Annotated in this window: 12 protein-coding genes and 1 pseudogene; all 13 read right to left on the minus strand. The window is 53.3% G+C overall.

The window, feature by feature from the left end:
• Nucleotides 1-152: 152 nt before the first annotated feature.
• The 13 genes and pseudogenes from IPI86_RS21860 to IPI86_RS21920 all read right to left on the minus strand — a co-directional run bounded on the left by IPI86_RS21860 (nt 153) and on the right by IPI86_RS21920 (nt 16246).
• Nucleotides 153-1025 (minus strand): xanthine dehydrogenase family protein subunit M, encoded by an 873-nt coding sequence (locus IPI86_RS21860; protein ID WP_345300150.1) that lies wholly within the window; start codon nt 1023-1025, stop codon nt 153-155.
• 166 nt (nt 1026-1191) lie between these two features.
• Nucleotides 1192-2748: an ABC transporter ATP-binding protein gene (locus IPI86_RS21865; RefSeq protein WP_345300151.1), complete on the minus strand. Its 1557-nt coding sequence runs from the start codon at nt 2746-2748 to the stop codon at nt 1192-1194.
• Nucleotides 2749-2826: 78 nt separating this feature from the next.
• The gene (locus IPI86_RS21870; protein ID WP_345300294.1) at nt 2827-3957 is read right to left on the minus strand and encodes a BMP family protein; all 1131 of its coding nucleotides are present in this window, start codon (nt 3955-3957) and stop codon (nt 2827-2829) included.
• 37 nt (nt 3958-3994) lie between these two features.
• On the minus strand, nt 3995-4927 hold the full coding sequence (locus IPI86_RS21875; protein WP_345300152.1) for an ABC transporter permease: 933 nt from the start codon (nt 4925-4927) through the stop codon (nt 3995-3997).
• A complete protein-coding gene (locus IPI86_RS21880) occupies nt 4924-6069 on the minus strand; it encodes an ABC transporter permease (RefSeq protein WP_345300153.1) in 1146 nt (381 codons plus the stop codon). The genes IPI86_RS21875 and IPI86_RS21880 overlap by 4 nt, the downstream gene beginning before the upstream one ends.
• Before the next feature lie 56 nt (nt 6070-6125).
• Nucleotides 6126-6857 (minus strand): GntR family transcriptional regulator, encoded by a 732-nt coding sequence (locus IPI86_RS21885; RefSeq protein WP_345300154.1) that lies wholly within the window; start codon nt 6855-6857, stop codon nt 6126-6128.
• A 172-nt stretch (nt 6858-7029) separates the two neighbouring features.
• A complete protein-coding gene (locus IPI86_RS21890) occupies nt 7030-7998 on the minus strand; it encodes an ABC transporter permease (protein WP_345300155.1) in 969 nt (322 codons plus the stop codon).
• Nucleotides 7999-8005: 7 nt separating this feature from the next.
• Entirely contained in the window at nt 8006-9136 is a 1131-nt protein-coding gene (locus IPI86_RS21895; protein WP_345300156.1) for an ABC transporter permease, read from the minus strand.
• Nucleotides 9129-10718, minus strand: a complete 1590-nt coding sequence (locus IPI86_RS21900) for an ABC transporter ATP-binding protein (RefSeq protein WP_345300157.1) — start codon at nt 10716-10718, stop codon at nt 9129-9131. Before IPI86_RS21900 ends, IPI86_RS21895 begins: the two co-directional genes overlap by 8 nt.
• A gap of 99 nt (nt 10719-10817) precedes the next feature.
• A complete protein-coding gene (locus IPI86_RS21905) occupies nt 10818-12113 on the minus strand; it encodes a BMP family ABC transporter substrate-binding protein (RefSeq protein ID WP_345300158.1) in 1296 nt (431 codons plus the stop codon).
• A gap of 133 nt (nt 12114-12246) precedes the next feature.
• Nucleotides 12247-14214 carry a hypothetical protein gene (locus IPI86_RS21910; protein ID WP_345300159.1) on the minus strand — a complete coding sequence of 656 codons (1968 nt, stop codon included), beginning with the start codon at nt 14212-14214 and terminating at the stop codon, nt 12247-12249.
• Nucleotides 14215-14253: 39 nt separating this feature from the next.
• Nucleotides 14254-15204, minus strand: coding sequence for a carbamate kinase (gene arcC, locus IPI86_RS21915; protein WP_345300160.1), 951 nt, complete (start codon nt 15202-15204; stop codon nt 14254-14256).
• A 53-nt stretch (nt 15205-15257) separates the two neighbouring features.
• Nucleotides 15258-16246: pseudogene (locus IPI86_RS21920) on the minus strand (ornithine carbamoyltransferase).
• Between the last annotated feature and the right edge of the window lie 20 nt (nt 16247-16266).

The following is a 16266-nucleotide window of genomic DNA, read 5'->3' on the forward strand; positions in this document are numbered from 1 at the left end:
GACAGGGGGGCGGGGGGTTTTTTCGCTGATGGTCAAAGGGGCCGCTTGAGTTCAACACACCCGCTTGTCAAAGACAAAGTTATTCGATATCCGCCATCCAGCAAGTCTTCGCTTTTTGCACAGCCTCAATTAACTTTAAAGCGTCTCAGTGGTTAGCCTGCTCTACTCCACGCGGTATTGAGCACATCCTTGAACAAGCCGCCGACGATGTGTTTGCGATAATCTGATGTGGCTCGTCTCGCGCTGGTGCGGAACTGGGCTTGTCCGAGCAGGGCATCTACTGTGCGGTCAATGGATTCTTCGTTGAGAGCTTGTCCACGCAAAGCGGATTCGGCTTCAGTAGCACGGAAGGGAGTCGATGCGCCGGGGCCAACGGCAATGTGGATATCTTTGACCACGTCCCCTACGCGTTCGAGCCAGATGGCGCAATTCAAAATGGGAAGCGCAACTCCCTGCGGACGCATGATGCGTTTAAAGCAGGAAGCGCTGTGGGGAGTGGAAAGCGGCAAGTGAAAGCCGACAATGATCTCTTTTGCTTTATCAATAGCGGATTTGCCGGGGCCAAGGAATAATGAAGTGAACGGCATTCGGCGGGTGCCTGACACGCCAGCGACTTCGGCTTGTGCATCTAGCGCAGTGAGAGCAATGGTTCCGTCCGCGGCGGGGAGTGCGTGCGCCACGTTCCCGCCGAGCGTGGCGGTATTGCGGACTTGCGGGCCCGCGATCAAGTTACAGGCTTCGACCAATGCCTGGGCGTGCGTACCCGTTAGCGGGTCCAGTGCGACGCGGTTGACTGGGACGGCGGCCCCGATGTAGAGTTCATCCCCTCTCACTTCGAGAGCGGTCATCTCCGGGACGAAGGTCAGATCAATTAAAGTATGAATGGGGGCATGGCGGCCCTGCTTCAAATCAAGCAACAGATCTGTGCCGCCAGCAATGGGCAAGGCGGGGCCAGATGCAGACGTGAGTGCTTGAATGGCCTCCATCACGGAGGCGGGGCGTTTGTATTCCTGCCAAAGGTTCATAGGTGGTGTCCTTTCTACTTAAGGCGGCGGTACTTTTCGATGGGTGCTGCGCGACCCAACGCCGCTGATGCATTTCACAACAGCGACCACCCGACCAATGGAATTTGATTTTACTACTTGATGAACAATTCAGTGGAGCGATTCGACATGGGTGCAACGCACTCGGTTATGAACTGACCTCAGGATGGACACCCGCCATGAGCAAACCCAGCCTTTCAGGTGTGGCTTCGGAACGCGGAACAATATCCATCACCTGGCCTTCATAGAGAACGGCGATGCGATCAGAGAGGGCGAGAATTTCGTCGAGGTCTTCGGAGATGAGCATGACTGCCACACCTTTGCGGCGCTCGATAAGCAACTGCTCGCGGACATATTCAGTCGCGCCGATATCAAGTCCGCGCGTAGGCTGTGCGGCGATGATGGCGCGCGGGTTGCGCGAAATTTCGCGCGCAAGCACGACCTTTTGAATATTTCCACCCGAGAGATTCTTGGCGTGAGTCTCACGCGAAGGAGTCTTGACGTGGAATTTTGCGATCAATTCATCGGCATGTTTTGAGATATCGCTCAAATTGAGAAAGCCCATGCGCGAATAAGGCATCTTGTGATGTTCGCGCAGGATCATGTTCTCGGCAATGGTGAAATCTTTGATCATGCCATCGCGCATACGCTCTTCAGGGATGTAGGAAAGATTCAATTCGGTAATGTCACCGGGGGCGAAATTGGTGATGTCTTTTCCTTCGAGGAAAACCCTGCCCGTGGTGACTTTGCGCAGGCCTGTGATGGCTTCCGCCAATTCACGCTGACCATTGCCAGAGACACCTGCAATGCCGAGAATTTCTCCCGAACGAACTTCAATGCTGACCCCGCGTAGACCCGGTGTGCCGCGGTCGCTGCCGCATTCAACCTTTTCGAGTTTCAGGCGGGCTTCACCGATCTCAACCTTTCCGCGATCTGGAGCGAAACCGATCTCACGACCCACCATCCAATTCGCAAGGTCTTGTTTGGTGGTCTCTGAAGTTAGACGTGTACCGATCCTGCGACCATCACGCAAGACCGTGATGCGATTGCTGATCTCGACGACTTCATGCAGTTTATGAGAAATGAAAATCAGCGCATGACCATCCTTCACCATCTGGCGCATGATGACGAATAACTCGTCCACTTCCTGCGGGGTAAGGACAGCGGTCGGCTCATCGAGAATGAGCAACGCCGCGCCGCGATAAAGAGCTTTGATAATTTCAACACGCTGCTGCTGCCCAACGGAAAGCTGCCAGACATAAGCAGATGGGTCGATCTTCAAACCATAGATGCTGGCCAATTCAACGATCCGCTTTGAAACGCGGTCGAGATCTGTAAGTGCGCCCCGGGAGGATGGCAGCCCGAGTGCGACATTCTCCGCCACGGTCAGGGTTGGCACAAGCATAAAGTGTTGATGGATCATGCCAATGCCAAGATTGATCGAATCATTTGGCGAAGCAATGGTGACGGGTTTTCCGTTCAGCAAAATCTCGCCTTCGTCGGGGCGATACATGCCGTACAGAATCTTCATCAACGTGCTTTTGCCTGCGCCGTTTTCACCCAGCAAAGCATGGACTTCCCCCGCATGAATGTCGAAATCGGCCTTGTCATTGGCAATCACACCGGGAAAGCGTTTGGTGATTCCACGCATTTCGATGGTCTCGATGCGGGGTTTGCCGGAAGGAAGTTTGGTTGATTCAGTCATGGGTGCCATCCTGAATTAAGTCTCATGGAGACCTGACAGGTCGCTTCACGGAAACCTGTCAGGTCTAGATACTAAATACTAAGGCAGGGTGATCTTAATGGTGCCGTCGATGATTCCCTGAATGGTGGTTTCTGCAAGAGCCTTGGCCTCATCGGAGAGCGCGTAATCGGGATTGAACTCGATCACTTCGCCGCCGTTGGCAAGATTGGCCTTGAAGGAAGTGCCGCCCAATGTGCCTTCATTGATCAGGGAGATGATCTCGCGCAGAGTCACTTCCCAGTGATACACCTGGCTGGCAACCACGATGGAGGGAGCCAGAGAGGATTGGTTGGACTGTGTACCAAACCACAAAGCATTGTTCTCTTCAGCCTTGCCGATCGCGCCGACGACCATCTGGGCGGTGCCGGTCAAAACATCGGCGCCCGCGGAAATGTGTGTGGTCGCAGCTTCGGAAGCCAGGGCAACATCAGAGAACGAGCCAATGTAATTCACATTCACAGTGACATCGGGGTTGGTCGCTGCAACACCAGCGCCGAAACCATCAACATACAACTTCGCATCCCCAGTCTCGATCGGGCCAACAACGCCGATCACCGCGCTCTGGGAAAGGGTGGCAGCCAACACACCGTTGACATAGCCGCCTTCCTGAGAAGCCGCTTCATAAGCGAAGATATTGGGCTGGCCGAATGTATCGGCAGTGGTGCCCCAGGCAAAACTGGTCTCGGGGAAATCAGGAGCAATTTCCTGTAGAGATGAGCCGTACTGTGAGCCGTGAGCGATCACCAGGTCATAACCCTGTGTGGCGTAGTCACGAATGGCCGCAGCGGCGTCATCCACAACGAACATGCCTTCAGAGTACACGAACTCAAAGGCTTCGGGCCCGCCCATTTCTTCCTGAATACGGACGAGGGCATCATACATGCTCTGGCTGAAGGCCAGGTCATTGATGGCGCTGGGCATCACAACGGCCACGCGGAACGGTTCCGCCGGGGCAGCAGGCGGCTCAGTGGCAGCGGGGGCTTCGGTTGCCGCAGGAACTTCCGCGGGGGCTTCGGTTGCGACAGGAGCTTCAGTGGCTGGAGCTCCGCAGGCGCTCAAAACGAGTGCCAGAGCGAGAACGAGGGTCAATACGAACTTTTTCATCTTCTTCTCCTTGATGGATGGATACGGGTCTTTCAACGGGACACTTGATACAGTTTCGAAATTCATTTTCACAGGGCAGGCATTTACCTCCTCTTCCTGAAAATCAATTCTCCCTTTCAAAGGGTTTCGACAGCGCAGACGGAGAGCGGACTCTCGATACCGTGGCAACCAGCACCAGGATCGTGAGCACGTAAGGCATCATCACTGCAATATCGGAAGGAATCGGAATCCCCAATACCTGAATCCACAACTGCAATGAATTGATCAAACTGAAAAGCAAAGCGCCGCCCAAAACCCCCACCGGGCGCCACCCACCAAAGTAAACCAGCGCCACTGCAATGAAGCCAAGTCCGCTGGTCATGTTCTGCTGAAAGACATTCAATAAAGCGATCGAAAGCGACGCGCCTGCGATCCCCGAAAGTACGCCGCCAAGAATGATGGTGAAATATCGAATGCGCGCCACACTCACGCCAAGCGAGTCGGCCGCATCGGGGTTCTCACCCACCGAGCGGATCTTCAACCCCAGCGTGGTCTTGTTCAAAACGAACCACGCAAGCGGCACGAGCAAATACGCGCCGTACACAAGAATATTCTGGCTAAAGAAGATCTCGCCAATGCCGGGAATATCGCTCAAACCAGGAATATAAATTTTCGGAAAGCCTTTGACCGTCTCCACATTTCCCATCAGTTTCTGGAAAAGCAGATCGCTCATACCCAACCCAAAAAGATAAAAACCGATTCCGCTGATGCCCTGCTGTGCATGCAGGTTGACGGTCACATATGCCATCGCCAATCCCATCAACGCGCCCACGATCATGGCGGTCAACATACCAAGCCACAAACTGCCCGTGGACAAGGCCACATAAAAAGCGGCGAAGGCACCCAACAACATCTGCCCTTCCACACCCAGGTTGAGCACGCCGCTTTTTTGGCTGAAGGTTTCACCGATGGCCGCATACAGGTATGGAGTTGCAAGGCGAATTCCAGAGGCGAGAATGCCGATTAGAACAGTGACAGAAAAAAGGTCTGAGATCATGCGCCTGTCTCCGCTTGCTTGATTTGTGATTCACCCGATTCTGTTGGAGGCGGGGTTTCATCCTCCTGTCTTGCATCCGCCAGTCTTCTGCGCTGTCGTCTCTTGCGCAGGATTTCGCTGCTAACCACAAAGACCACCACCAAACCATTCAAGGCAATCACCAAAGCTGAAGGAACCTGCACCACCCTTTGCATTTTGTTCGCGCCCACCAACAATGCGCCAAACAAAATGGACGCAGGAATGGACCACAATGGATGCAACTGCCCAAACAATGCAGCCACAATTCCATTGAAGCCCGCACTGCCCGTGAACCCTGAAGAAGACCCATCTGTGATCATGCGGTAATTCACGCCGAAGACTTGTGTCGCGCCAGCCAACCCAGCAAAAGCTCCGCTCAACAAGAGCGCCAAAACCATATAGCGTTGAACTTTGATTCCCGCATAACGGGAAGCATTCGGATTCTGTCCCACCGCGCGGATGCGGTACCCAAGTGTCGTCCGCCAGAGCAGGATGTACACCGCGATCGCAAGAATGACCGCGATTAATGCGCCAAGATGTAAACGCGTGGGAGCCAAACGCGGCAGGCGGAAAGCATCCAGCAAACGCGCCGTCTGGGGAATCTTCGAAGCCAGTTCGGCCTGCGAAGGATCGATCATCGGGCCGCGCAAAAGAAAGTTCATTAATTGAACCGCGATGGCGTTCATCATCACGGTGCTCAAAATCTCATTGACACTGAAATATGCTTTCAAAACTCCAGGGATACCGCCCCAAATTGCCCCGCCCAAAAAACCTGCCACCAGGGAAATAGTCACCACCAGCCAGCCGGGCAGCCCGGTAAAAGTCAGCCCCACCCAGGTCGCAAGGATCGCGCCGATGATCATCTGTCCCTCGCCGCCAATGTTGATCACATCACCGCGAAACGAAATACAGATTCCCAAGGCCACCAAGAGCAGCGGCGTAGCCTTGACCAACGTCTCTGCAAATGCGTTGGAACTGCCGAATGCGCCGTCCCAAAGCGCCGCATAAGCCTCGATTGGGTTGACTTTGAGGATTAATAACATGACCGCCCCCACTCCAAGCGCGGCCAGTGTGGCAAGCACAGGCAATAAAGCGTCGAACAAAGCGTTCAATCGTGATCGCATCGAACCTTCCTCCTCAAAGCCAAATCGAGATTTCAGAAGAATAGGATTGCATGGCCTTAACTCCAGGCCTGGACCAAACTTAAGCGTAAAGCAGAATCGTCGAAATAATTTAAACCAACAGCCAATGGCTGGTTGTTGCGGCTATAGAATGCCATATGCAATTCCAGAACCGTCAGGGCTGATTGATTCTTCAGAACCTGTCGAACCTCATCCGCAGCCAAAGCGGAATGAATATCGGTGATCACAAATCCAATTTCCTGATGACAATATTGATGCAGGATCTCGCGGAAATGAAGCTGACCATCGATCTGCTCCAGCGGCACGCGGAAAAAGGACAGGGGCACAACATTGTTGGCAAGAATGACTGGACGCTGATCGGCAAGAAACAGCCGCTTGAATTGCACAAGCGGTTCGCCTGTTTCCAACGCCAGCACCTGTGCCTCTTTTTCAGAGGCAGCTTTTTCGCTGATCAAGAGCGGCTGAATGGACGCCTTCGATCCGTTGTTTTCGATCAGGCGCACCAGATCCCACAAGTTCCCAGCATGGGCACTGACTTCCTGAACCCGCGCATTGACGTAGGTTCCATCTCCCTGTTTGCGAATGATCAAACCGTTGACAGCCAGTTTTGCCAGCACCGTCCGCACGGTGGCGCGGCTTACCCCCAATTCATCAGATAATTCACTTTCAGAAGGAATGCGATTGCCAGCCAAATAGGTCGCATTGCGAATGCGCTCCCGAAGGACTTCCTCAACTTGGTCGGCCACGGATTTTGTTTGAATGATGCTCATAAGAAAAATCGTTGGATGACAATCGTCTGACCTTTTCATTATGGAGAATTTGAGCATATTGTCACAAGTGACATTCCTCCAGAATTTTTAGTCAAATGTATAGCAATAGGAATCAAAATCCCGCAGCGTCTGCCTGCGGGATTGAGAGCTTCAAAATAGGGTAACTATCAAATCACTTGCCGCGTTCACCGCGAACATAAGGGTTACCCAGTGCGGCAGGTGCTCCCAAACGCTTGCGCATGGCTTCGCGCGAACCGATCACCAGCACAATGACCGTGAACGCATACGGCAGCATTTGCAGAAAAAAGCCCCAATATGGGTTGTAATAAAACGGATTATCGAAACCCAATAAAAGGGTCGGCCCTTGAATATCCAAAATAAGGCGGCGCAACGCACCAAACGCATAAGAACCGAACATGGCACGGACCGGGTCCCACTGCGCAAAAATAACAAGACCCACCGCGATCCACCCCTGCCCTGCTGTGGTTAATTCGCTGAACCAGCCCGGCGCAACCGCGAGACTGATGGTTGCACCCGCCAGCCCAGCCAGCATCCCGCCGACAAACACATAAAAATAGCGCAGTCGAAATACGCTGATGCCCAACGAATCCGCGGCGGAGGGATACTCCCCCACCGAACGCAGGTTAAGACCGGGGCGTGTGCGGTTGATGTAATACCAGGTCAACGGCACCAGCAAATAGCCGATGTAAACCATCACACTTTGTTTCGTAAACAGGATCGGACCCAGGAATGGGATCTGCGAAAGTAACGGGATAGAAAAATTCGGCAAGAGAGAAACCGTACCGGCCTTGCTCAAGCCCTCGCCTAATACCAAGCTGATGCCTGTTCCAAGGAAAGTGAGCGCCAGCCCGCTGACAACTTGATCTGCCTGCAAGGTGATCGTGATAAAAGCATGGATCTGGCTGATCAACCCGGCGGCGAACATGGCTGCGAGTACACCAACCCACGGATTGCCCGTGGCAATGGTCGTACTGAAGGCAGTCATCGCGCCGATTAACATCATGCCCTCCACACCGAGGTTCAGCACACCCGAACGCTCAGCAAAGATCTCGCCGATCGTGGCGAACAACAGTACCGTGCCGGTGGCAACACCTGCCTGAAGAATGATGATTGCATCCATAATTGAATTATTCCTCCGCGTCTGCGCGCACGATGCGGATGCGATACCGCAACAAAAAGTCACTGGCAATAAGTGAAACCAGAATGATGCCCTGGATCATTTTCGGCACACCCGATGGCTGAATCTCACGCCCCGCCAGGATCAGCGCACCAAACAAAACCGACACCACAATGATCACCAGCGGATTCAATTTTGCAAGCCATGCCACAATGATGCCCGTAAAACCATAACCAGCAGCAATTGGTGCTGTCTGCAAACGATGCACCACACCTGAAACCTCGCTCATGCCGCCCAGCCCGGCCAACGCGCCTGAAAGCATCATCACATAGATAACATTGCTTGTGATATTGATGCCGGCATACTTCGCCGCCTGCGGATTGTCACCGATCAAGCGAATCTCATATCCCCAGCGGCTGCGATACACGATGATCCAGAGAATGATCGCCGCCACAATACCTAGCAGCAGACCCGCATGTGTTGTCAGGCCGCGAAGAGCTGGATATTCTTTCGCGTATTCCAGTAAACGCGGCAGCCACGCATTATTCGGGAATTTCGGCGACATCTGGAAACCACCCTCCGACCACACGCCGAAAATCCAGAAGTTGATCCAGGCTATTGCAATGTAATTCATCATCAAGGTACTGATGATCTCGTTTACATTAAATTTCGCCTTAAGGTACCCGGGGATAAAACCCCAAATCGCACCAGCGGCCATGGCTGCCAGCACCATCACGGTGAGAAACAACCAGCGCGGCGTATCCTCGGCCAAAAGCGGAGCCAGCACCACTGCGCTCGCACCGAACGCTCCCATGATGAATTGCCCTTCCGCACCGATATTCCACAACTTCATGCGGAATGCCACTGAACAGGCCAGCGCAGCCAGCAGGATCGGGGTTGCCTTCACGATCGTATCGGATAACACACCCGTATCGCCGAAGGAGGCCTTGGCAATATGTTGATAAGACTTGAGCGGGTCACCGCCCGCGAACGAGATCAAAATACCGCCCAGGATCAGAGCAACGACGATCGCGCCCAGTGATACTGCCAAAGGGTACCAGGCCGCAGGCTCTTCCAGCCGCGGCTCGACGCGAATTTTGAAGCCCGCGCGTTTCTTTTGTACCGAAGTTGACTCAGTCATTTGCGCCGACTCCTTCTTTGTGGATTTGGTCCAACGGGGTGCCGGTCATCATCAAACCGATCATCTCGATCAAACTTTCATCTGGTTCCACACCCCCAACTTTGACCTCACCCATGATCTTGCCTTCATAGATCACATACACACGGTCGCTCAACGAAAGCAATTCCTCCAGTTCCTCTGAAATGAGCAGAACTGCCGCACCCGCCTCACGTTGTGCCAGCAATAAGCGGTGTACACCTTCGATCGCGCCTACATCCAAACCACGGGTGGGCTGAACCGCCACCATGAAACTTGGCAGCCCGGAAATTTCGCGGGCCAGGATCACACGCTGTAAATTGCCGCCGGAGAGAAGCCGCACAGGTGTAGTGACGCTTGGGACAATAATGTCATAAGCATCCTTGAGTTCCTTGGCCAATTTGGTGGCCGCACCCATATCCAGAAAACCAGCGCGTGAGATCGGAGGCTGGCGATATTTTTTCATGATCACATTATCGGTCACGCTCAGGTTCGGAGCGCTGCCCACATGATTGCGGTCCTCGGGAACATAAGCCATGCCGTGTTGAATTCCAAACAATGTATTGCGATTGCTGACGAGATCGCCAGCCAGTTTCACCTCACCCTGCTTACATTTGCGCAGACCGGTGATCACTTGCGAAAGCTCAGATTGACCATTACCCGCCACACCTGCCACACCGACGATTTCCCCAGCGCGCACGTTCAATGACAAACCGCGCAGGGCAGGCAGTCCTTTGTCGTTCTCAGCGTAAACATCCTTCACATCCAAAACCAAATTACCGGGGTTACCCGGCTTCTTATCCAGCGCAAAAATAACGTCGCGTCCCACCATCAAACGCGCCAATTCCTGCCTCGTCGCACCCTTGGAGGGCACACCGGAAGCCGTCGCAACGCCGCGCCGCAACACACTCACGCGATCCGCGATCGCGGTAACTTCATGTAATTTATGACTGATAAAAATAACCGATTTTCCCTGCGAGATCATCGAGCGCAGAATGTCGAACAGGCCATCGATCTCCTGCGGCGCAAGCACGGCGGTTGGCTCGTCCATAATGAGCACATTGGCGCCGCGATACAACATTTTAAGCAGTTCCACACGCTGCTGTTCGCCGACCGAAAGCTGCCAGATCTTGGCACGCGGATCCACCTTTAAACCAAAACGCTCGCCAACTGCCGCAACCTTCGCGTCATATTCCGGCAAGCGCATGAAAAAGCGCGGATCATCAAGACCCAGGAGCACATTCTCAGTGACTGTTTGAGACGGGACGAGCATGAAATGTTGATGCACCATGCCGATCCCGGATTTGATCGCATCCCGCGGCGAATAAAATTCCACGGGATTGCCTTTTACTTTAATAATTCCTGCTTCCTGCCGATACAGCCCGGCAAGAACATTCATAAGAGTACTTTTCCCTGCGCCATTCTCCCCAAGCAAAGCATGGATCTCGCCCGCGCGCAGTTCGAAATCAACATGGTCGTTGGCGAGTACACCGGGAAATCTTTTTACAATGCCGCGCATTTCCACCGCAAGCGGCGCTTCGGGTGTGGAAGGTGTTGTCTGTGTCACTGGGTTGCTCCTGCGATAAAACAAACACTACTTGGGAATACATTCTAACGAAGGGCTGGAACCCTTTGCGGAGTTCCAGCCCAATATGTTTTGAAAAAGCTATTGCGGAAGTTCGGCGGTAATACCTTCAGCCCACCACTTCATACAAACATCGATGGAGCAGGGCAGACCGAACTCGGGGAACGCATCAAGGTCGACCTGTTGCAGGCTCTGGCCTTCGGGCAGAACCACATTACCCTGATTATCCATGATCGGGCCTGTGAACACGTCGAAGCGGGTAAATTCGCCAGCGAGCATTTGGGCAAGGGTTTCCTGCACCATAGCAAGGACTTCGGGGTCGAGGTCCTTCACGCCGGGCTGCATTTCCTGGCCTTCCATGAAGCCATACAGACCGAGGGCACCCGTTTCGGCATCAAAGTACTGCCAACCGGGCTTGTAGGTACCAGCGATCACTTCTTCAGTAATCGCAGAGTACACGGGACCCCACACCCAGTACGGAGCGGTGAGACAGGCGTCCACTTTACAGGAGCCGTACCAGTCATAGGTTACGCCCCATTTGCCTTTTTCCTGAGCAACGTCAGCAACGGCGGGGGTATCAGCACCGGTAAATACAACCTGGGCACCGGCATCGAACAGGGAGGCAGCAGCTTCCTTCTCAATGATCGGGTCATGCCAGGTGTTGAGCCAGCGGACATCCATCGTACATTCGGGGCAGGTCTTTCTCATGCCCAACGCAATGGCATTGCCAAGGCGAATTTCTTCAGGGATCGGGAAGGTGGCCATATAACCGAGCTTGGGATTGCCATCGGCTTTGGCGCGGGCACCGGCCAGCATACCGGCCAGATACTTCATATCTTCCATGGCGCCCATCAGGTTGCCAAAGTTGGTCTCGTTGGAGGCAATACCGGTGAGGTGAATGAACATCACATCGGGGAATTCCTCGGCAACAGCAGCCATCGGATCACCAAAACCAAAGGAGGTACCGAAGATCAAGTTGAAGCCCTTGCGGGAAAGGCTGCGGAATACCTGTTCGGAATCTGCGCCTTCGGGGACGTTTTCAATATAGGCTGTGTGTACATTGGGAACGTTCTCTTCAATGTAAACGAGGCCTTCGTAGTGAGCCTGAGACCAGCCGCCATCATCGTGCGGTCCGATCAAGACCATGGCTACGTTGAACTTGCCATCTTCTACATCAGGGATCTGGAAGCCGCCAGCATCTTCAGCAACGGGCGCTTCAGTGGCAGCAGGCGCCTCGGTTGCGACGGGGGCTTCAGTGGCATCGCCACCAGCAGGAGCTTCAGTAGCAACAGGGGCAGACTGACCGCCACCGCACGCTGAAAGCACAAGCATGAGGATCAAAGCGAACATGGACAGACGAGTTACATTTTTACGCATTTTTCTTCTCCTTGTTTAATAATTGTTCTATGTGCCAGATGAAAGACCAATTTTTGCCTTTGGCCTCCTTTCAAGTTGCAGGGACAATTTTGCCTGATAAGGCCAGCCACATATAAAACCAAATTATAAACTTTTACGGTGAACACTCAAGTTTACTTTGTACTACATCAAAGGTGACTTTCCGCTCTGATGTGTCCTCCGTCTCACGAGCAATTCGGTTCCATAATTTACAGATCAACGGGCCGACAAACCCCTTGGAAACCTGATAGGATGCCGTGGATAATTCTACCGCCCTTTCCCAATTCCCTGTGTGAGCATAGCCTTCGATGAAAACAAACCGCTCGATCGGGTCGTTAGGATAATCGTCCAAAGCGAATGCCGCATCACCCAATTGGGTAACTGTTTCCCAATCACCCAGCTGGCGGGCAAGGTCCGCTTTCTCGAAATAGTAGCACCAGCCATGTGCAGGCTCCGCCCCATAGGCGGCGGGCATTTGCGAAATTTGCTCGCCCAAGATCGGCGCAGTGGAAGAAAGCAGTGCGGCATCGCGCAGAAATGTGTCGTCGGGAATCAGACGGTTTTCAAGATCGATCTCAGGGTCTAACAGACGCAGGCATTTCGGCGGTGAATAATAAAACACAACAGCCTGTGAGGTATTCCCCGAGAATTTTCCAGCCAGAAAATCATAATCAACTGGCGTGTCCAAAGTCAAAGACAAGCTTTCGCGGTTCGTCGGGTAGAACAAAACGTAATCGATCACATCCGAGTGATTATCGGGTGCGTAGATCAGATTCAGCGCCGCCCCGAGCGAGTTATCGGCATAAAAAGACAGCTCTTCATTCATCAGAACAATCGTATTCTTCTCAAGTCCGGGTGCACGCCATGTCATCTGCCAGAACATATTCTTGTGATAAGCCCAATCACGGCGAAATTCATTAGCCCACAAAAATTGACGCCCAGCCGCCAGTGCGACAAACAACGTCACGAAAACCATTTGAACTCTTTGTGGAAACAGATCGAACAACCCAGCGAAAATAAAGCTCACACCAAGCACGAAAGACAAAGTGGCACGATTGGCAGGAAACCCAAGCGAAACGGGGACATTCGTCAACCAAAACGGCGGCCCCGCCAAAATGAGCATGACCACACCGAGAAGGATCGCCCACCGCCACACGGAGCCAGTCGAAGCGTCCCGCCCGCTTCCTTCCTGGACTTGGGCCTGCTTCGACACCCCAAACAGGGTCAGCGCCGTGACAGTGACGATCACAAAGGCATACACCGCCATCGTACGCGGACCATCCACAGCGGGGTTTGGAAACTGAAATGCAAGCGCCCATGCTGCAACCGTCACCGTCCAAAAACTGGAGAAGACATTTTGCGCAAGCATCAGAATCGTTTCAAGCGGAGCCCTCACCAGTTCATCCTTCAGGCTGAATTGATAGATCTGATTGTTGAAGATGAAGATGCGCGATAAAACCGCAAGGGCGAAAACTGCCAGATACGGCGTCCACAGGCTGAGGGTCCGTTTGATGCGCTCTTTCGGGTTCGATTCATCTCGAAGAGAAGTCCAAATAATAAAGGGACGAATCAACTCAAGGACGAAGAAATATTCCATCATCCAAAGATTAAGCGCAGAAAAAACCAGCGCGGGAATCGTTTTGCCCCGCAGCATGAGAAGTTGAGAAAGAAGAAAGAAAAAAAGGACAATGAAGAAATGAGAGTAAAGATAACTGACCCACTGCTGGTTGAAACCAGGATATAACAAAAAGAGCAAACTCAACGTGAGCGCAAATTTTTCACGCTGGGGGAATAATTCTTTAGCGATGCTCCACAAAACGACCGCGCCGAGCCAGCGCCAAAGCAGCGCGAAGATCTGCCAGTAGATCGGCAGATATGGCAAAATGCGTGTGGTGACTTGATACAACAACGCCCAGATCGGGCGGTTGGTCGAAAAATATTTTGTCATCGCCTCAAACCCAAGCTGATAACGAATCCAAGACATAGGCAGATCGTCCCAATAAAAACCAAGTTGCGGGATGAGCAAGCCATACGCAAGGATCGCGGCGGCAAGGAGGGTTAGCGAGGGATGAAGGCGTTTCATATTGGTTGTTGGGGCACAGCGACGCTGTGCCCCTACATTTTATTTAACGATCCACGTTCCAGTTTCGCGTTTGAGGGCGCGACCGATATTTTCAGGATTGGTGATGAGGGCTTCCTTGCCACCGTTCTCAAGATACCAGATGGCCGCCTGGATCTTCGGAGCCATGGAGCCTTTGGCGAAATGCTTACCTTCTTCAAGATAAGCCTTGGCTTCGGCGACGGTCATGGTATCGAGCCATTTTTGCTCGGGCTTCCCAAAGTTGATGGCAACCTTTTCAACCGCCGTGGCGATCAAAAACAATTCCGCTTTCACGGCCTGAGCGAGCAGGGATGACGCAAAATCCTTGTCGATCACTGCGGCAGTACCCATCAACGCACCGTCGCTGCGCTCCACCACGGGGATGCCGCCGCCACCCACGGTGATGACGACCTGGCCTGCCTCCAACAAGAGCTTGACCGCATCGATCTCCACGATCTCCTTCGGCAACGGAGAGGCGACAACGCGCCGCCAGCCGCGGCCTGCATCTTCCACCACTGACCAGCCCATTTCCTTTTCACGGCGTTTGGCTTCCGCTTCGTCCATGAAAGAGCCGATGGGTTTGCTGGGTTTCTGGAAGGCGGGATCGCTTTGTTCCACGCGCACCTGGGTGACGATGGTGGCGGCCTTCTTGTTGACCTTGCGTTTGAAAAATTCGTTGCGTAAAGCCTGCTGGAGTTCATACCCGATGGCGCCCTGTGAATCCGCGCCACAGACATCCAGCGGAACTTCGTGCATTCCTTCCACTTTCGCGGCGATCTCAGAGCGGCGCAAAATAAAACCAACCTGCGGCCCGTTTCCGTGGCCGACGGCCAATTCCCAGCCTGCCTCGACCATATCTGCAAGGTGGACGGATGTTTCGCGAAGGGCTTCTTCCTGATCTTCTACCGATACGTGCTTGTCATCTTTAATAAGAGCATTGCCGCCAATGGCGACGACTGCGATTTTGGTCATTGGTAAATTTCCTATTTATAGGGACACAGCGACGCTGTGTCCCTATAGTTATTTTAGGACATGGTAAGAGCCATCACGGCCTTCTGGGCGTGCAGGCGATTCTCGGCCTCATCAAACACCACAGATTGCGGGCCATCGAGCACACTGCTGGTGACTTCCACATCGCGGTCGGCGGGCAATGGGTGCATGTAGATCGCGCCTTCTTTGGCGACTTTGAGCTTGGCATCATCCATGATCCAATTCTTGTACATGTCCTGGAGTTTCTTGCCTTCCACCTTGTCGGTGGTTGTCAACAACGGGCCCCATGACTTGGCGTAGATCACATCGGCATCTTTGCAGGCTTCGGTCATGCCATCTTTGGAATCAATGATCTCGAAGCTTGTACCAGCGATCTTGGCCTGTTCCTTGGCCTGCTCAACGATATCAGGCATGAGCGGGAATTCAGGCGGGTAAGCCAGGGTTACATCCATGCCAAAGCGCGGCATTTGAAGGATCAAAGATTGCGGCACAGAGATTGGCTTGAGATAAGAGGCGGCATATGCCCAGGAAACGACGATCTTCTTCTTGCGCAGATCCTTGCCCTTCTTTTCCATGATGGTCATCAAGTCAGCAAGGCATTGGAAGGATGATACACATCACATTGCATGTTCAACACAGGCGCGCGGCTCGATTTTGCAACCGCGTTCAAATACGCATTGCCGTCGCCGTAATCGCAGTGACGAATGGCGATGCCGTCGAAATAGCGGCCGAAGATCTCACCGATTTCCACGGGAGTATCGCCGTGTGAAATTTGTGTGGTGTTGCTGTCGATGAAAGCGCCATGTCCGCCCAACTGAGCCATGCCCGCTTCGAACGATCCACGGGTGCGGGTGGATGAGAAGAAGAACAGCATCGCCAGCACTTTATCGCGCAGGTAGGGATGCGGTTCGCCGAGCGCACGCTTGCGCTTCAAGTCCCAGGCCACTTCCAAAACAGTTTCAACTTCTTCCTTTGTGAAATCAAGGTCGCCGATGAAATCGCGGCCTCTAAAATTGGTTTGCATGATTTAGTCTCCTTATTTTG

Source organism: Candidatus Villigracilis affinis (genome assembly GCF_016705895.1).
Lineage (GTDB): Bacteria > Chloroflexota > Anaerolineae > Anaerolineales > Villigracilaceae > Villigracilis > Villigracilis affinis.